At 73.0% G+C, this 15,993-nt stretch carries 17 protein-coding genes; 14 read left to right on the top strand and 3 right to left on the bottom strand.

Going from position 1 to position 15,993, the window contains the following annotated elements:
* The first annotated feature begins 51 nt into the window (after positions 1-51).
* The 14 genes from LRM40_RS02880 (at position 52) to LRM40_RS02815 (ending at position 12,251) form a co-directional block, all read left to right on the top strand.
* Complete coding sequence (locus tag LRM40_RS02880) at positions 52-2,367, top strand: catecholate siderophore receptor Fiu (RefSeq protein ID WP_151125147.1); 2,316 nt, start codon at positions 52-54, stop codon at positions 2,365-2,367.
* 16 nt (positions 2,368-2,383) lie between these two features.
* Complete coding sequence (locus LRM40_RS02875; protein WP_151125148.1) at positions 2,384-3,061, top strand: Fe2+-dependent dioxygenase; 678 nt, start codon at positions 2,384-2,386, stop codon at positions 3,059-3,061.
* Positions 3,058-3,672 (top strand): PepSY-associated TM helix domain-containing protein, encoded by a 615-nt coding sequence (locus tag LRM40_RS02870; RefSeq protein ID WP_231067691.1) that lies wholly within the window; start codon positions 3,058-3,060, stop codon positions 3,670-3,672. The genes LRM40_RS02875 and LRM40_RS02870 overlap by 4 nt, the downstream gene beginning before the upstream one ends.
* Positions 3,673-3,683: 11 nt before the next feature.
* Positions 3,684-4,220: a DUF2271 domain-containing protein gene (locus tag LRM40_RS02865; protein WP_151125150.1), complete on the top strand. Its 537-nt coding sequence runs from the start codon at positions 3,684-3,686 to the stop codon at positions 4,218-4,220.
* A 27-nt stretch (positions 4,221-4,247) separates the two neighbouring features.
* Entirely contained in the window at positions 4,248-5,108 is an 861-nt protein-coding gene (locus LRM40_RS02860; RefSeq protein ID WP_170288928.1) for a DUF4198 domain-containing protein, read from the top strand.
* A 15-nt stretch (positions 5,109-5,123) separates the two neighbouring features.
* Positions 5,124-6,149, top strand: coding sequence for an FAD:protein FMN transferase (locus LRM40_RS02855; RefSeq protein WP_151125152.1), 1,026 nt, complete (start codon positions 5,124-5,126; stop codon positions 6,147-6,149).
* An 8-nt stretch (positions 6,150-6,157) separates the two neighbouring features.
* Entirely contained in the window at positions 6,158-7,639 is a 1,482-nt protein-coding gene (locus LRM40_RS02850; RefSeq protein ID WP_151125153.1) for a sulfite reductase subunit alpha, read from the top strand.
* 14 nt (positions 7,640-7,653) lie between these two features.
* Positions 7,654-8,445: an energy transducer TonB gene (locus LRM40_RS02845; protein WP_231067690.1), complete on the top strand. Its 792-nt coding sequence runs from the start codon at positions 7,654-7,656 to the stop codon at positions 8,443-8,445.
* Positions 8,446-8,499: 54 nt separating this feature from the next.
* A complete protein-coding gene (locus tag LRM40_RS02840) occupies positions 8,500-9,282 on the top strand; it encodes a MotA/TolQ/ExbB proton channel family protein (protein ID WP_151126062.1) in 783 nt (260 codons plus the stop codon).
* A gap of 21 nt (positions 9,283-9,303) precedes the next feature.
* Positions 9,304-9,726 carry an ExbD/TolR family protein gene (locus tag LRM40_RS02835; protein WP_151126061.1) on the top strand — a complete coding sequence of 141 codons (423 nt, stop codon included), beginning with the start codon at positions 9,304-9,306 and terminating at the stop codon, positions 9,724-9,726.
* Positions 9,727-9,794: 68 nt separating this feature from the next.
* Complete coding sequence (locus tag LRM40_RS02830; protein ID WP_231067689.1) at positions 9,795-10,376, top strand: hypothetical protein; 582 nt, start codon at positions 9,795-9,797, stop codon at positions 10,374-10,376.
* A gap of 437 nt (positions 10,377-10,813) precedes the next feature.
* Positions 10,814-10,987, top strand: coding sequence for a hypothetical protein (locus LRM40_RS02825; RefSeq protein WP_170288980.1), 174 nt, complete (start codon positions 10,814-10,816; stop codon positions 10,985-10,987).
* A gap of 51 nt (positions 10,988-11,038) precedes the next feature.
* Positions 11,039-11,332: a hypothetical protein gene (locus LRM40_RS02820; RefSeq protein WP_151125808.1), complete on the top strand. Its 294-nt coding sequence runs from the start codon at positions 11,039-11,041 to the stop codon at positions 11,330-11,332.
* 82 nt (positions 11,333-11,414) lie between these two features.
* Positions 11,415-12,251, top strand: a complete 837-nt coding sequence (locus LRM40_RS02815) for an HDOD domain-containing protein (RefSeq protein ID WP_151125807.1) — start codon at positions 11,415-11,417, stop codon at positions 12,249-12,251.
* Between the two features lie 531 nt (positions 12,252-12,782).
* On the opposite strand, the gene LRM40_RS02810 is transcribed toward LRM40_RS02815, so the two are convergent.
* From LRM40_RS02810 to LRM40_RS02800, 3 genes are read right to left on the bottom strand one after another with little or no spacing between them, the layout of a single operon-like run.
* Positions 12,783-13,724: an esterase/lipase family protein gene (locus LRM40_RS02810; RefSeq protein WP_211373069.1), complete on the bottom strand. Its 942-nt coding sequence runs from the start codon at positions 13,722-13,724 to the stop codon at positions 12,783-12,785.
* Positions 13,721-15,349: a GMC family oxidoreductase gene (locus LRM40_RS02805; protein WP_151125806.1), complete on the bottom strand. Its 1,629-nt coding sequence runs from the start codon at positions 15,347-15,349 to the stop codon at positions 13,721-13,723. Before LRM40_RS02805 ends, LRM40_RS02810 begins: the two co-directional genes overlap by 4 nt.
* Positions 15,346-15,870 (bottom strand): gluconate 2-dehydrogenase subunit 3 family protein, encoded by a 525-nt coding sequence (locus LRM40_RS02800; protein ID WP_151125805.1) that lies wholly within the window; start codon positions 15,868-15,870, stop codon positions 15,346-15,348. Before LRM40_RS02800 ends, LRM40_RS02805 begins: the two co-directional genes overlap by 4 nt.
* Positions 15,871-15,993: the final 123 nt, after the last annotated feature.

The raw sequence follows: 15,993 nt of genomic DNA, 5'->3' as shown, positions 1-15,993 counted from the left end.
GCTTCGAGGATGCCGAGATGGTTCCCACACCACCTTTGCCCACATCCAAGCATGTCCACCCACATCCGCAGCCGGCGCCTGGCGCCGACCCGCAGCATCCCCTTTGCCGCCACCTCCGCGCCCACCCTGGGCGCCGCCCTGCTGAGCCTGCCGCTGGCCCTGCAGGCGCAGACCGCCCCCACGCAGGACGCCCCCACCCTGCCCACCGTCAGCGTCACCGGCACCGCCGAGGGTTACAAGGCCGACGCCAGCGCCTCGCCCAAGTTGACCCAGCCGCTGCTGGACACGCCCAAGTCCGTGCAGGTCATCACCAAAGACCTGATGCAGGCCCAGGGCGCCACCACCCTGACCGAGGCCCTGCGCAACACACCGGGCATCACGCTGCAGCTGGGTGAGAACGGCAGCACCGCCGCCGGTGACACCTTCCAGATGCGCGGCTTCTCGACCCAGACCTCGACCTTCGTCGACGGCATCCGCGACCTGGGCGCCGTCACCCGCGATGTCTTCAACGTGGACCAGGTCGAAGTGGTCAAGGGCCCGTCCGGCGCCGATGTCGGCCGCGGCGCGGCCGGCGGCTACATCAACCTGATCAGCAAGCTGCCCGAGCGCGACGAGCGCAACGACGCCACGCTGACCCTGGGCACGGCCGACACGAAGCGCGCCACGGCCGACATCGGCCGGGGCTTCGGTGAGACCTCGGCCTGGCGCCTCAACGTGATGACCCAGGACAGCGGCGTGGATGGCCGCGACGAGGTCAAGAACAAGGGCTGGGCCATTGCCCCCGGCGTGGCCTTCGGCCTGAACACGCCCACGCGCCTGTACCTGTACTCGCAGCACGTGCACCAGGACAACGTGCCCGATGGCGGCATCCCCACCATCGGCATGAAGGGCTTCTACAACGCCGACAGCGCGCTCAACAGCGGCGCCAAGGTGGACACCCACAACTTCTACGGCAGCAAGAGCGACCACGAGAAGGTCGATGCCGACATGTTCACGGTCAAGCTGGAGCATGACCTGGCCCCCGGCACCACGGTGCGCAACATCACCCGCTACGGCCAGACCCACATGGACCGGGTGATGACGGGCGTGTACACGCTCACCGCCGTCACCGCCGACGACCCCTCGACCTGGACGGTCAGCCGCATCCGCCAGCGCACCGACCAGACCAACGAGATCCTGACCAACCAGACCAGCGTCAGCACCCACTTCACCACGGCCGGCATCCGCCACGACCTGGCAGCCGGTGTGGAACTGATCTACGAGCGCCAGCTGACCCGCGGCACCGGCACCACGGCGCAGACCATCAACGGCGTGAGCTACAGCGCCATCAGCAACCCGGCGGCCAACCTCTACCACCCCGACGCTGGCGACGACCTGGGCGTGCCCTACCTCACCGGCGCGGACACCGAGGGCAAGACCACCACCGGCGCGCTCTATGTGCTGGACACGCTGAGCCTGAACGAGGCCTGGAAGCTCAATGCCGGACTGCGCTTCGAGCGCTACCACACCGAAACCTCGGTGGGCACCATCGTCACCAGCAGCAACAGCAGCACCTACCCCGGCTACGCGGTCGGCAGCATCGCCAACACCAACCTGCGCCTGGCCGACAACCTCAGCAGCTGGAACCTGGGCCTGACCTACAAGCCCACCGCGAACGGCAGCATCTACCTGGCCGCGGCCAACGCGTACACGCCACCGGGCGGCGCCAACTTCGCCCTGTCGGCCACCAGCACCAACGCCAACAACCCCTCGATGGCCCCCCAGCAGACCCGCACGTTCGAGCTGGGCACCAAGTGGGACCTGCTGGACCGGCGCCTGAACCTGACCCTGGCGGCCTACCACACCGAGAACAAGAACCAGGTCAGCTACGACGACCTGGGCAACGCCGTGCAGACCGGCAAGACCCGCGTGCAGGGCGTGGAACTGGGCCTGGTCGGGCGCGTGACCGAAGCCTGGCAGGTCTCCGCCGGCGTGGCGACGATGGACACCAAGCAAAGCGGCGTCTGGAACAGTGACCACGACACCCAGACCACCGGGGTGCGCTGGTCGCCCGACCTGACCGCCTCGCTGTGGAGCACCTACACGCTGGGCGACCTGACGCTGGGCGCGGGTGCGAACTACGTGTCCAAGCAGAAGCGCTCGATCACCGCCGACACCGACCTGTCGGTCACCAACATGCCGGAGATCCCGGCCTACTGGGTGGCCGACCTGATGGCGTCCTACCAGGTCATGAAGAACCTGAAGCTGCAGCTGAACGTGGGCAATGTGTTCGACAAGGAATACATCAGCACGCTCAACAACAGCGGCGCGCGCGCCACGCTGGGCGCGCCGCGCACGGCCAAGCTGACGGCCAGCGTGCAGTTCTGAGGCAAGGCGGCGCGGCATGTTGTTGCACATCCCGGGCGTTCTGTCTGCGGAGGAAGTCGCCCGCTTCCGCCAGGCCCTGGCCGAGGCCCCCTGGGCCGATGGGCGAGCCACCGTCGGTCCGCAGGGGGCCCTGGTCAAGCACAACGAACAGCTGCCCGCCGACCACCCGCTGGCCCGCGAGCTGGGCCAGCGCATCGTGCAGCGGCTGTCCAGCCACCCGCAGTTCGTCTCGGCGGCGCTGCCGCACCGCATCCTGCCGCCGCTGTTCAACCGCTACCAGGGCGGCGGCAACTACGGCCTGCATGTGGACGGCTCGGTGATGGCCATGGGCGACGGCCAGCGCCTGCGCAGCGACGTGTCCACCACGCTGTTCCTCTGCGACCCCGAGGACTACGAGGGCGGCGAGCTGGTGGTGATGGACACCTATGGCGCCCACGAGGTCAAGCTGCCCGCGGGCGACCTGATCCTCTACCCGTCCACCAGCCTGCACAAGGTCGAGCCCGTCACCCGCGGCGCCCGCACCTGCGCCTTCTTCTGGACCCAGAGCCTGGTGCGCGACGACGGCCAGCGCGCCGCCCTCTACGAGCTGGACCAGACCATCCAGCGCCTGCGCGCGCGGCTGGGCGACAGCGACGAGGTGCTGCAGCTCACCGGCCACTACCACAACCTGCTGCGCCGCTGGGCCGAGCTGTGAACACCCACGGCTTCAAAACCCTGCTGCGCTGGCACTGGATCAGCTCGGCCCTGTGCCTGGTGGGCATGCTGCTGTTTGCCGTCACCGGCTTCACCCTCAACCACGCGGCCGACATCGAGGCCCAGCCTGTGCTCACCCGCTGGCAGGCCACGCTGCCGGCCCCGGTGCTGGCGGCGGTACAGGCCGCACGGCCGGCCCAGGCCGGCGGCGGCGCGCCGGTGCCGGCCCCCCTGCGCCAGTGGGTGGCCGAGTCGCACGGGCTGCGCCTGGCCGCCGGCCTGGCCCCCGAGTGGTCCGCCGAGGAGCTTTACGTGGCCCTTCCCCGCCCTGGCGGCGATGCCTGGCTGCGCGTCGATCTGGGCAGCGGCGAAACCGAGTTCGAGGACAGCGACCGCGGCCTGCTGGCCCTGCTCAACGACCTGCACAAGGGTCGCCACACCGGCGCCGTCTGGCGCGCCTTTCTCGATGTCTTCGCCGCAGGCTGTCTGGTGTTCTGCATCACCGGCCTGCTGATCCTGCACCGCCATGCCAGCCAGCGCGCGCTGACCTGGCCGCTGACGGCCGCGGGTTTCGTGCTGCCAGCCCTGCTGGTGCTCCTGTTCATCCATTGACCTCGACGCCAATGACTTCCCTCATCCCCCGCACTGCCACCACCGCCACCACCCTGGGCCTGCTGACGCTGGGCAGCGCCTCGGCCGGCGCCGCCACCCTGCAGCTCACGCTGGAGCTGCCCCGCCTGAGCGTGGCCGAATACCACAAGCCCTATGTGGCCGTCTGGCTCGAGAAGGACGGCCAGCCCAATGCCGCCGCCCAGCTGGCCGTCTGGTACGACCTGAAGAAGGCCAACAACGGCGGCGCCAAGTGGTTGCGCGACATGCGCCAGTGGTGGCGCGCCGGCGGCCGCGACCTGAGCGTGCCCGCCGACGGCGTGACCGGCGCCACCCGCTCGCCGGGCGAACAGGTGCTGCGCCTGGACCAGTTGCCCGCGCTGGCCCGGCTGCCCGCCGGCCAGTACACGGTGGTGGTGGAAGCCGCCCGCGAAGGCGGCGGCCGCGAGGTGCAGCGCCTGCCGCTGACCTGGCCCATCCAGGCCGCCCAGCAGGCCCAGGCCCAGGGCACCCATGAACTGGGCGCCCTGCAGCTCAAGGCCACCCCCTGATCCACGCCCCTGTACAGGATGTCCACCATGACCCTGCTCCGCCCCCACCCCATTGCGCTGGCCCTGGCCACCGCCCTGCCTCTTTTCGCCTGGGCCCACGACACCTGGGTGCTGCCCTCGTCCACCCTGGTGACCGGCCGCAACCAGAGCGTCGTGGTCGACGCCTCGGTCTCCACCGACCTGTTCATCGCCGAGCGCCCGCTGGCCTGGGGTGAACTGCGGGTGACCGGCCCCGACGGCAAGCCCCTGCCGGCCGGTGAGCGCAGCGCAACCGCCCTGCTCAGCAGCGTGGTGATCGAGCTGCCGGCCGAAGGCAGCTACCGCATCAGCAACCTCAGCGAGAGCCTGATGGCCAGCTACCAGGACGCCGAGGGCAAGCCCCAGCGCTTCCGCGGCACCCCGGCCGAATTCGCCCAGAAGGTGCCGGCCGACGCCAAGCTGCTGGGGCTGGTGCACACCCTGGCCCGCCAGCAGACCTTCGTCAGCCGGGAAAAGGCCACCGTGCCCGCCTTCGCCCCCGAAGGTCGCGGCCTGGAAGTCCTGCCGCTGGACGCGGTGAACGACCTCAGCGATGGCGACCGCACACGCTTCACCCTGCTGCTCAACGGCCAGCCGCTGGCCGGCGAGAAGCTGTCCCTGGTGCGCGAAGGCAACCGCTACCGCTACGACCGCGGCGAACAGACGCTGAGCACCGATGCCCAGGGCCAGTTCAGCGTGAGCTGGGCCGCCCCGGGCCGCTACTGGCTGGGCGTCAGCCACGGCGACCGCCCCGCCGCGGCCCCGGCACCGCAAGGCGGGCCCGGCGGCCCCATGGCCATGGGCGGCACCCGAGACAAGCCCCTGGAGCGCGCCAGCCTGAGCGCCACCTTCGAGGTGCTGCCGCGCTGAGACCCGGGCCGACCGATGTTCGCCCCCGCCCTTCCCACCGCGCCACGGGCCCAGGCCCGTGTGCTGATCCCTGCCGAGCTGTCCGGCCCGCCCGCGCCCTGGGGCCAGGTGCTGCACACCCTGGGCGGGGACACCATGGGCACCTCCTGGTCCGTCCAGCTCTGGGCCGGCGCCGGCCTGCCCGAGCGGCCGCTGCGCCGCGCCATCCAGGCCGTGCTGGACGACGTGGTCGTCCAGATGAGCACCTGGGAGCCCGACGCCCTGATCAGCCGCTTCAACCGTCTGCCCGCCGGTGAAAGCCTGGTGCTGCCAGACGGCTTCGCCCTGGTGATCGACACCGCGCTGCAGGTGGCCCGGCGCAGCGCCGGCGCCTTCGACCCCACCGTGGGCGCTGCGGTGGGACGCTGGGGCTTCGGCCCAGCCGAGCTGGCCGGGCCCGAGACCGACACTGCGGCAACCCCCGGCTGGGCACGGCTGGGCTGGGCGCCGGCCACGCACCGCCTGACCCAGCCCGGCGGCCTGCGGCTGGATCTCTCGGCCATCGCCAAGGGCCACGCGGTGGACCGGGTGAGCGCGGTGCTGCGCGACAGCGGCCTGCCCCACCACCTGGTGGACATCGGCGGCGAGCTCAGCGGCCAAGGGCTCAAGCCCAGCGGCCAGCCCTGGTGGGTGGACCTGGAAATGCCCGACCCCGCCTGCCCGCTGCCCCCCACGCGCGTTGCCCTGCATGGGCTGGCGGTGGCCACCTCGGGCGACTACCGGCGCTGGCGCCTGGGCGCCCAGGGTCAGCGCCTGAGCCACACCCTGGACCCGCGCACCGGTGCGCCGGTGGCCCACGCGGTGGCCTCGGTCACCGTGCTGCACCCCAGCGCCATGTGGGCCGACGCCTGGGCCACCGCCCTGATGGTGCTGGGGCCGGTCGAAGGCCTGGCCCTGGCCGAAGCCGAAGACCTGCCCGCCCTCTGGATCGAGCGTCCCACACCGGCCCAGGCCGGCTGGCGCGAAACCCTCAGCCCCGCCCTGCGCGCGCTGCTGGCCTGAGAACGCCCATGGACGCCCTGACCCTGAGCCACACGCCGCCCCACCGCCTGGCCCAGGCCGCCGCCCTGCTGCTGGCCTGGATCGGTCTGTGCCTGTGGCAATGGCGGCGCCACCGCCTTCGCCAGCACGCCCCACAGGCCTCGGTCCTGGCATCCGGTGCGCCCGGCCCCGTCGCCCTGGTCACCTGGGCCAGCCAGACCGGCGCGGCCGAAGCCCTGGCCTGGGACACGGCCCGCACGCTGGAATCCGGCGGTCTGCCGGCCCGGGTGGCGCCACTGGAACAATTGGACCCTGCGCAGCTGCGCCAGCACCAGCCGGTGTTCTTCGTCGCCAGCACCGCCGGTGATGGCCAGGCCCCGGACCACGCCGAGCCCTTCGTCGACCGCTGGATGGACCGCCCCGCCGAGCTGGCGGGCCTGCCCTGCGGCGTGCTGGCCCTGGGCGACCGCGAGTACCGCCACTTCTGCGGCTTCGGCCAGCAGTTGCAGCGCTGGCTGCACGACAGCGGTGCCCAGCCCCTGTTCGAGCCGGTGCTGATGGACCGGGGCGATCCCCAGGCCCTTCAGCACTGGCTGGCGGCGGTGGGCGCCCTCACCCCGACCCTGCCCCCGGCCGCCCCCTCCACACCGGCGCCTCGGCGCCGGTCTTCGGCACAAACGAGCGCGCCGGGCATGGCCTACGAGCCCTGGATCCTGCTGGGGCGGCGCCACCTGAACCCGGGCAGCCTGGGTGAGCCGGTGTGGCTGATCGACATGGCGCCGCCCCTGGACGGCCCCCCACCCGCCGCCTGGGAGGCGGGCGACCTGGTGCAACTGCGCCTGCCCGGCACCGACCGCACGCCCCGCAGCTACTCCATCGCCAGCCTGCCCGAAGCCGGGCCGGGCGGCGGCCTGCAGCTGCTGGTGCGGCGCCACCGGCGGGAGGATGGCAGCGTGGGGGCCGCCTCCGGCTGGCTGACCGGGGACTGCCCGATCGGCGGCGCCCTGTCCCTGCGCATCCAGCCGAACCCGGCCTTCCGCCTGCCGCCCGCGCTGGCCCACCGCCCGCTGGTGCTGATCGGCAACGGCACCGGCCTGGCCGGCCTGCGCGCCCATCTGCAGGCCGCCGAGCGCCGCTTGGCCCTGGCGGACTCGCCCCGTCGCCGCCTGGTCCACCAGGGCCTGCATGCCTGGCTGCTGCTGGGCGAGCGGCAGGCCGCCCACGACGCGCTGTGCGATGCCGAGATCACCCATTGGCTGGCCAACGGCGTGCTCAGCCGCACCGACCGCGTCTATTCGCGCGATGGCGGCCCCCACCGCCATGTGCAGCAGCGGCTGGCGGCCGAGGCCCCGCGCCTGCGCGACTGGGTCGAGGCTGGCGCCGTGATCCTGCTGTGCGGCAGCCGCCAGGGCATGGCCAGCGGCGTCGATGCCGTGCTGACCGAGGCACTGGGCGAGACCACCCTGCAGACCCTGCGCCAGCAGGGCCGGCTGCGACGCGACGTGTACTGAACCCGGACCCGACCATGTCTTCCCTGACCTCCTCCTCCTTGCCCAGCCTGCCGGCGCGGCCCCCGCGGCCACACCCGGCGCAGGCCACCCGCGCCCCCGCAACGCCGGTCCCGGCCCCGCCCCCGGAATGCCTGCACGGCCCGGTCGAGGACCTGGGGCCCTGGAGCCGGCGCGCCCTGGTCGGCAGCGTCGTGCTGGTGCACCTGGCCGCGGGCTGGGCCCTGCTGCAAATCGGGACGCGCCCCGAAGTCCCCTCGCAGCCGGCACCGATCGCCGTGCAGTGGATCGCACTGCCGGCCCCCGCCCCGGTTGCGCCGCCGCCGCCATCGACGCGCCCCAGCCCGCGCCCACCCGCCACGCCCCCGCTGGTGACAGCGGCCCCCCGGCCCCAGCCCACGCCCACCACCGCCCCGGCCCCCACCCCGGTGGCCGAAGCGCCGGCCGCCCCCGCCCCCGCCCCGGTGACCGCGCCCGCCCCGCCCGCGCCCCCGGCCCCGCCGGTGGCCGCCGCCCCCGCCGGCCCGGTGGCCCTGCCCGCCAGCGCCCTGCGCTACGTCACCATGCCTCGGCTGGTGTACCCGGCCGCCGCACGCCGCCTGGGCGAGACCGGCACCGCCCTGGTCCGCGTGGTGGTGGACGTGAACGGCCTGCCGCGCGAGGTGACGCTGCACCAGTCCAGCGGCCACCCCCGGCTGGACCAGGCCGCGCTGGACGCCATGCGTGGCGCCCGCTTCCAGCCCTACCGCGTCGATGGCAAGGCCGTCGAGGCGGTGGCCATCGCACCGCTGGCCTTCCAGCTGCGCTGAGCCCGCCCCGTTTCCGTCCTCCCCGAACCTGAGCAACTCTCTCCCGAACCCGCCATGGACACCACCACCGCCTCCGTCGTCACGCCCCCGCCCGCCCCCGGCATCGGCCACTTCATCGCCCAGAGCGATGCGGTGGGCCACACCCTGCTGGTGCTGCTGGTGGGCATGTCCATCGCCTCCTGGGCCATCATCGTGGCCAAGGGCGTGGCCCAGGCCCTGCGCGCCCGCCGCAGTCGCGCCTTCCTGGACCAGTTCTGGAACGCCAGCACGCTCGACGAGGTGCGCGCCGAACTGCAGACCCACGGCGCGCGCGATCCCTTCTCGCACCTGTCGGCCCATGCCCTGCATGCCCAGGCCCACCACGCCCGCCATGGCGCCGCCAAGCTGGCCGAGGCCGGCAGCGCCAGCGAGTTCATCACCCGCACCATCAAGAAGGTGCTGGACGAGGAGACCACCCGCCTGGAGGCCGGCCTGACCACGCTGGCCACGGTGGGCGCCACCGCCCCCTTCGTCGGCCTCTTCGGCACGGTCTGGGGCGTCTACCACGCGCTGCTGGCCATCGGCAGCGGCGGCGCGGGCAGCCTGGACCAGGTGGCCGGCCCGGTGGGCGAGGCCCTGATCATGACCGGCATCGGCCTGGCCGTGGCCATCCCCGCCGTGGTGGCCTACAACGCCTTCACCCGCGGCAACCGGGTGCTGACCGGCCGGCTCGATGCCTTCGCCTTCGAGCTGCACAGCTTCCTGACCATGGGCGAGGCCCTGGGGGCCGACACCCAGTCGCCCGCCCGCCAGACCCCGCCCGCGCTGCGTCCGGTGGCCGCCGGCCACGTGGCCTGAGCCCCCGCAGAGGAGACCGACATGGCTTTCGCCTCGTTCGACCGCAAGGGCGGCGCCGCCCCGGTGGCGGAGATCAACATGGTCCCGCTGATCGACGTGATGCTGGTGCTGCTGGTGATCTTCATCGTCACCGCGCCGCTGCTGTCCCACGCCGTCAAGCTGGACCTGCCGCGCGCCAGCAGCCAGCCCGTGCCGCCGGTGGCCGACAAGATCGACTTCTCCATCGACGCCCAGGGCCAGCGCTACTGGAACGGCGAGAAGGTCAGCCGCGAACAGGCCCAGGCCCGGCTGCAGGCCCAGGGCCAGCGCCAGCCGCAGCCCGAGATCCACCTGCGGGCCGACGAGGCCGCGGCCTACCGCGCCGTGGCCGAGACGCTGGCCGACGCCTCGCGCGCCGGCCTGGGCAAGATCGGTTTCGTCAGCCAGCCCGCGCCGGCCCACTGACCAGCCACTGACGTCGGCTTGACCTTGCCCCGGTCCGGCCAGGGCAAGGGGCTTTATCATCGCGGCCCATGGAAGCCCCCCGCGACGTGGCCGCGATCCGTCTGGACAACGCCCTGCTGTTGTTCGACGAGTTCGTGCAGGCCACCGTCAAGAATGCCGATGCCGCCGCCCTGCGCGGCCTGGAGCGCCGCTTTGCCGAGCGGCTGCAGATCCAACCCAGCTACTGGAGCCAGATCAAGGGCCGCTCGCGCCAGATCGGCGAGCGCCTGGCCCGCCAGTTCGAGCAGAACTGCCGCAAGCCCGTCGGCTGGATGGACGAGCCCCACGGCACCGGCAACGGCGCCCCGGCCGACGCGCAGGCCGAATCCCCGCTGCCACGCGACGACGATGAACGTTTCATCGTCGGCCTGGTGCTGACCTACTACCGCCGGCACCCGCAGCGGGCCCGCACCCGGCTGCTGGACCTGCTCAGCGAGGTGCTGGTGCCCGCCGCGCCGGCCGCCCCCGTCACCCCGGCCGCAACCCCCCCGGTGGCGCCTGCGCCCGGCGTGCTGCGTCCCGCCGCCGTCCCGCCCCCTGCCCCGGCCAGCGACAGCGACCTCTGGCGCCTGAGCCAGCGCGGCGTCGCCCCGCTCAAGGGCAAGCGCTGAGGCCCCTCCCCAGGCGCGCCGCAGGGCGCGGGCAGGCCGCCGCCCGCGCGGGGTGACGCGCTTGTCGTTGCGCAAAAGATAAAAAACACTTGCGCAAGATAATCAAATGTTTATCATTTGCGGACGCGCCGAGGTTCTGCCGCTCCTGAACCTGGCGCCGCGCGGTGGGTTCGCCTGCCGAATCCCGCGCCCGCCCCGGCCCCTGCGCTGTACCGGCCGGCCCCGCCACCCTCTGGACCGACAGATGCATTGCACCCTGATGGCCCGTCCGGTGCGGGCCTTCTCCCAGTTCCTGACCCCTTGACCCCGTCTGGCGGACCCTGCTGACCGCAGGCCGTGCCACGGGCACCGTGTGAACCCCTTGCCGCCCTGTGGCGCCCCCGTGGCGCCTGCAAGGCAGGCCGCCGCATGGCCGACATCCGGCCCGAGGAGATGACATGACCCTGAAGATCCAGCTGACCCTGAGCACCCCGCGCAATCCGGTGGCCGTCCCGGCACGACTGCGCCAGGCCGGCCCGCACCGCCGCTCCGGCAAGGCCCTGCGACAGCAGCAGCGCCAGACCCTGCGCCGCGAGCTGGCCCACGCCCGCCCCGACCCCCACAGCCCCTGAGCCCCCCTTTCGCGCGCACCGAGGAAGCGGTGCGCGCCCCTGGAGAGACCCATGTTCCCGCATCGCACCCTTCTTCGCGCCGCCACGCCCGAGCAGTTGCTGGGCGCGGCCCAACCTGACCGTGGCCTGCGCCACCTCGTCGCCCGTGGCCTGCGCACCCTGGCCTTGGCCCTGGCCCGTGCCGCCCGCGGGGTGGCCCCCCGCCCGCTCGCGCGCCAGCACCGCGGGCTGCCCCCGCCCGCCGACCTGCCGCTCGTGGAGTACCACGGCCAGGCCGGGGCCCCCGAGGGAGCCCTCTATGTGAAGGGCGAGTTCATCGGTAGGCTGGAGGTGGATCGCCTCTGACCTCCCGGGGTCCCCGGGCCGGCGCTCAAGCCGCCGGCCCGGGATGCCGATAACAAGGCGACCACACCCTTGGGTGCGCCCGATGTCTTCAGCCCCGTCCCCGTCCTGCTATCCGTCCGATCTGGGCAGCTGGGTACGCTATTTCCAGCTGGTCGAGATCCCCGTGCTGCCGCACACCGCGGCCGTGCTGGAGGAATTGCGCCAGATGCAGGACGACGTGGACGCGCGGATGCTGGCCGACGAGCTGATGAGCGACCCGCTGATGACGCTCAAGGTGCTGGCCTACACCGCCACCGTGCAGCGGCACCGGCGCAACAACGACGCCGAAACCTTGCGCGAGGCCCTGGTGCTGACCGGCATCACGCCCTTCTTCGCCACCTTCGGGCCGCAACCCACGGTGGACATGCATCTGGAAGGTCAACCCGAGGCCCTGGCCGGCCTGCAGGCCGTGCTGGACCGGGCCGACCGCGCCAGCCGCTTCGCCCTGGCCTTTGCGCTGCACCGGCGCGACCACGACGCGGCGGTCATCTATCTGGCGGCCCTGCTGCACGACTTTGCGGAGATGCTGCTGTGGCTGAATGCCCCGACGCTGGCGCTGCAGATGAAGCTGCAGCAGCAGGCCGATCGCACGCTGCGCAGCAGCACGGTGCAGCGCCAATGCCTGCACGTCACCCTGGGCGAGGTGCAGCAGGCCCTGATGCAGACCTGGCACCTGCCGGAACTGCTGGTGCACATCACCGACGACCGCAAGGAAAACGATCCCCAGGTACGCAATGTGCTTCTGGCTGTGCGGCTGGCGCGCCACACCAGCCTCGGATGGGACAACCCCGCCGTCCCCGATGACGTGAGCGACATCGCCCGGCTGCTGACCATGGCCCCGGAAGCCACCCTGAACTGGCTGAAGGAGCTGGACGGCTGACCCGGCTTGGTGCCGCATGCGCCAATTGGGGGATTCTCAGCTGTCGTCTGACACATCCGTCGGGCTAAGCTGCGGCGCGCCGCTGCAGAACGCAACGACCTTGCCGCCCCACCGACCATGTCCGCCCACCTCGCCCAACGCAGTACCCTCATGCTCTATGGCGCCATGGCCCTGGCCGTGGCCGCAGGCTTGAGCGCCCTGCCCCCGCTGGACCCGCTGGAGGTGCTGAGGGAACAGGCCGGCCCCTGGGGGCTGCTGACCGCGCTGCTGCACCTGTGCGTGGCGGGGCTGTGCACCCTGGCCTGTCGCCGGGCCTTCGTGCGGCAGGGCTTCGCGCAGTTGCAGGGCCGACGCATGCGCTGGCTGTGCGCTGCCGCGGTGCTGGGGGCCTGGCTGTGGTGGTTGGGCAGCTGGCAGTTCACCGAGGTGGCCGATGGCCGCGCCCTGCTCTGGCTGGAAATGCTGCCGCTGTGGCTGTGGCCCGCCGGGCTGCTGAGCCCGGGCCCGGTGCGCGAATCCGGTCTGCGGCGCTCAGTGCCTGCGGCCCCCCGCTTCGGCGCGAGCGCCCTCCAGCCGCTGGCATACGGCCTCGAAGACAGCCGCGTGCTGGAGCAGGTCCACATGGCCGGCCCCCGCTACCGCCAGAGCTTCACCGCCGGGCCACACGGCGCCCTGGGTCGGGAACACGATGCTGTCGCAGGGGCTGAAGACGCTGAGCACCGCGGGCGCTTCTGATCCTTCGGCGCGCAGCCGCGCCTCGTCCGCGGCCAGTTGCCGCAGCCAGGCCGAGCCCGGTTGCATCTGCCGGGCGCTGTCACTGTGCCCCCAGAGGGCCATCCAGGTGCCCTGGTGGGGTGTGCCCACCGTGACCAGCCCGGCCACCGGGGTGCGCCCGCCGTCGGCGCGCCACCAGGCCCGCAGCGCCAGCCCTCCCATGCTGTGACCGACCAGCAGCGGGGCGCGCCCGGTGCGCAGCCAGAGCTGCTGGGCCGCCGCCGCCAGCGTGGGCACATGCGTGTCCAGCGCGGCGCCGGGCGGCTCCAGCGTCACGGCCACGGCCGGAATGCCCCGTGCGCGCAGGCACCGCAGCCAGGGGTTCCAGATCGCGCGGTTGCACAGGTAGCCATGCACCAGCAGCACGCCCTGGCGCCCCGCGGCATCGGCCGGCCACACGTCGGGCTCGGCGTGGGTGCGAAAGGGCTGCCGCCAGGCGAACACCCGAGGGGCGGCCCGGCATTCGGCCCACCAGGACCGCCAGGCGTCCGCCCCCGCGGGCGGCGCCACCCCGCTGGCCCGCTGCACGCGGCGCATCAGCAGCACCGTCAGGCCCAGCCAGGCGGCATGCCCGCCCAGCGCCAGCCCGGTGAAGGCCAGCGCCAGCGCGGGGTGCCCCTGGGCCCAGGCCAGGCCGCTGGCCAGGGCCCAGAGCGCGAAGCCCAGCAGCAGCGCCCCCCGTTGCCAGCGGGCGATCATCCGAGCAACGACGCCGACCGCCCCGACAGACGCTCGGCCAGGGCGCTGCTCAGCCGCGCCGTGATGCCGTAGATGGTGAGCTGCGGGTTGACGCCCAGGCTGGTGGGAAAGAGCGAGCCATCGTGCACCGACAGGTTGTTGATCTGCCAGTGCACCCCGTCGGGCCGCACCACGCCCAGGGACTCCTGGCCGCTCATCGCGCAGCCGCCCATCACATGGGCGCTGACGATGCGGGTCTTGAGCGGCTCCATCGGCAGGTCGCGGATCTGGGCCCGGGCGTCGGCCCAGCGGGTGGTGGGCCGGGCCAGCTCGTGCACCGGCAGGACCTCGCGGGCGCCTGCGGCGAACTGCAGTTCGGCCATGGCCAGCAGGGCCCGGCGGGCGCCGTCCATCAGGTACTCGTTGAGCGGGTAGTTCAGCACCGGCGTGCCGTCGCCCCGCAGGCTGACCAGCCCGCCCGGCGACTGCGGGTGGTAGCCGTCGCGCAGCAGCGCCAACGTGACCTGGGTGTGCGGGAACTGGCGCATCAGCGCGGCCGCCCCCGGCCCCCAGCCCGGCAGCGTGGAGGCGAAGATCACCGGATGCAGCGGCGGCACTTCCAGCTTGAAGCCCATGGGCCCGTCCAGCGGCTGGGCGTCCAGGTAGTGGTCGCTGTAGATGCTCTGCGGCGCGCCCTGCCAACCCTGCACCGGTTCGGGCATGTGGGCCGCCGACAGCAGCACCGGATGCAGGAAGGTGCGCCGGCCCAGGCGCTCGAAGGGGTCGGGCAGGCCCGAGCGCATCAGCAGGGCCGGCGAGTTGATGGCCCCGCCGGCCACCACCACATGGCGGGCCCGGATGCGGATGGGGTGTGCGGTATCGGGCGTGCCGTCGGCGCGCAGCGGCACGCCATGCAGGGCCTGCACGGTGCGGCCCTGCCATTCCAGCCGATCCACCCGCGTCTGCACCAGCAGGGTCGCGCCACGGTCCAGCGCCGCCGGCACGGTGGTCAGCAGCATCGACTGCTTGGCGTTGGTGGGGCAGCCCATGCCGCAGGAGCCCAGGTTCCAGCAGCCGCGCACATTGCGCGGGATGGGGTGGGTGGCGATGCCCAGGCGCTCGCCGCCGCGACGCAGCGCGGCGTTGTTCTCGTTGGGTGCGGCCAGCCAGGGCTGGATGCCCAGGCGCTGCTCGACCTGGTCGAACCAGGGCGCCAGGGTGCGGGCATCCCACTCGGTCAGGCCGAAATGGCTCTGCCACCAGGCCAGCGTGGCCTCGGGGGTGCGGAAGCTGCTGGTCCAGTTGACGGTGGTGGAGCCTCCGACGCAGCGGCCCTGCAGGATGGTGATGGCCTTGTCGGCCGTCTTGCGGGCGGCGCTTTCCTGGTAGAGCGCGGGGTAGGCCTCGTCCTCGCGCTGGTGGAAGTCGCTGCTGGACTTCAGCGGCCCCTCTTCGACCATGACCACCGACAGGCCGGCGCGGCTGAGCAGCTCGGCGGTGATGCCGCCCCCCGCCCCGGTGCCGACGATGGCCACGTCCACGCTCAGGCGCTCGGGCAAGGGCCCATGCGGCCCGCCCAGCACCTTCCAGCCACGCGCCAGGCCTTCGCGGATCGGATCCGCCACGGGAGACTGCGGTGCGGTCATGGTGCGGCGGATCCGGCCAGGGAGGCCGGTCCCGGATAGCCCAGCACCGCCCAGGTGGTGGGGCTGGCGAAGTAGGCGGCCTGGGTGAGGTCGCGCAGGGCGTGGTAGATCTGCTGGCGGGTGGTGTTGTCCGACAGGCGCATGGCCTGCAGCGCGGCCTGCACGTCCTGCGGATCGGCCGCGGCCCAGCCCTGCCGCAGACCGGTCAGGGCCAGGCGGCTGGGGGCCAGGTCGAGCAGCGCCAGCAGCTGGCTGAGCTCCTTGCGCGTGGCGGGCGGCAGGCCGGCCACGGTGGCCTGCAGGCGGTCGAGGTGCTGGTCCAGCGCGGCTTCGCGCGCCGCCGCGTCGGTGGGCAGCAGATCGGCCAGAACGGCCTGCGCCACGGCCCGCCACAGGGCCCGTGCGGAGGTGCTGAAGCGGTCCTGCCGCCAGCCCGGCGTCCACAGGGCCACGCCCGCGCCGGCCGCACCCAGCGCCACCGACGCCAGCAGGCCCAGGCGCAAAAGGGATCGTCGTTGCATGCCGACAGTGTGGCACGCCGCAGGGCAGCCCCCTGCCCCGATAGGACAACTACCGTTGCGCGCGCCCTCGGGCCTGAACGACCATCCGGGCACCGCACGGCCGGATGGCTGCCCCGCCCACGC

Origin of the sequence: Ideonella dechloratans (assembly GCF_021049305.1) — a bacterium.
Taxonomy (GTDB): domain Bacteria; phylum Pseudomonadota; class Gammaproteobacteria; order Burkholderiales; family Burkholderiaceae_C; genus Ideonella; species Ideonella dechloratans.
The sequence above is the reverse complement of the archived record's forward strand: the minus strand, read 5'-3'. Positions and strand labels throughout refer to the sequence as shown.

Excerpts from the sequence above, each read along its gene's own strand:
- LRM40_RS02865 (WP_151125150.1), top strand. The coding sequence starts at position 3,684 with ATGACTTCCCTCATCCCCCGCACTGCCACCACCGCCACCACCCTGGGC.
- LRM40_RS02815 (WP_151125807.1), top strand. The coding sequence starts at position 11,415 with ATGTCTTCAGCCCCGTCCCCGTCCTGCTATCCGTCCGATCTGGGCAGC.
- LRM40_RS02810 (WP_211373069.1), bottom strand. The coding sequence starts at position 13,724 with ATGATCGCCCGCTGGCAACGGGGGGCGCTGCTGCTGGGCTTCGCGCTC.
- LRM40_RS02860 (WP_170288928.1), top strand. The coding sequence starts at position 4,248 with ATGACCCTGCTCCGCCCCCACCCCATTGCGCTGGCCCTGGCCACCGCC.
- LRM40_RS02880 (WP_151125147.1), top strand. The coding sequence starts at position 52 with ATGTCCACCCACATCCGCAGCCGGCGCCTGGCGCCGACCCGCAGCATC.
- LRM40_RS02830 (WP_231067689.1), top strand. The coding sequence starts at position 9,795 with ATGGAAGCCCCCCGCGACGTGGCCGCGATCCGTCTGGACAACGCCCTG.
- LRM40_RS02805 (WP_151125806.1), bottom strand. The coding sequence starts at position 15,349 with ATGACCGCACCGCAGTCTCCCGTGGCGGATCCGATCCGCGAAGGCCTG.
- LRM40_RS02875 (WP_151125148.1), top strand. The coding sequence starts at position 2,384 with ATGTTGTTGCACATCCCGGGCGTTCTGTCTGCGGAGGAAGTCGCCCGC.
- LRM40_RS02825 (WP_170288980.1), top strand. The coding sequence starts at position 10,814 with ATGACCCTGAAGATCCAGCTGACCCTGAGCACCCCGCGCAATCCGGTG.
- LRM40_RS02850 (WP_151125153.1), top strand. The coding sequence starts at position 6,158 with ATGGACGCCCTGACCCTGAGCCACACGCCGCCCCACCGCCTGGCCCAG.
- LRM40_RS02820 (WP_151125808.1), top strand. The coding sequence starts at position 11,039 with ATGTTCCCGCATCGCACCCTTCTTCGCGCCGCCACGCCCGAGCAGTTG.
- LRM40_RS02835 (WP_151126061.1), top strand. The coding sequence starts at position 9,304 with ATGGCTTTCGCCTCGTTCGACCGCAAGGGCGGCGCCGCCCCGGTGGCG.
- LRM40_RS02855 (WP_151125152.1), top strand. The coding sequence starts at position 5,124 with ATGTTCGCCCCCGCCCTTCCCACCGCGCCACGGGCCCAGGCCCGTGTG.
- LRM40_RS02845 (WP_231067690.1), top strand. The coding sequence starts at position 7,654 with ATGTCTTCCCTGACCTCCTCCTCCTTGCCCAGCCTGCCGGCGCGGCCC.
- LRM40_RS02840 (WP_151126062.1), top strand. The coding sequence starts at position 8,500 with ATGGACACCACCACCGCCTCCGTCGTCACGCCCCCGCCCGCCCCCGGC.
- LRM40_RS02800 (WP_151125805.1), bottom strand. The coding sequence starts at position 15,870 with ATGCAACGACGATCCCTTTTGCGCCTGGGCCTGCTGGCGTCGGTGGCG.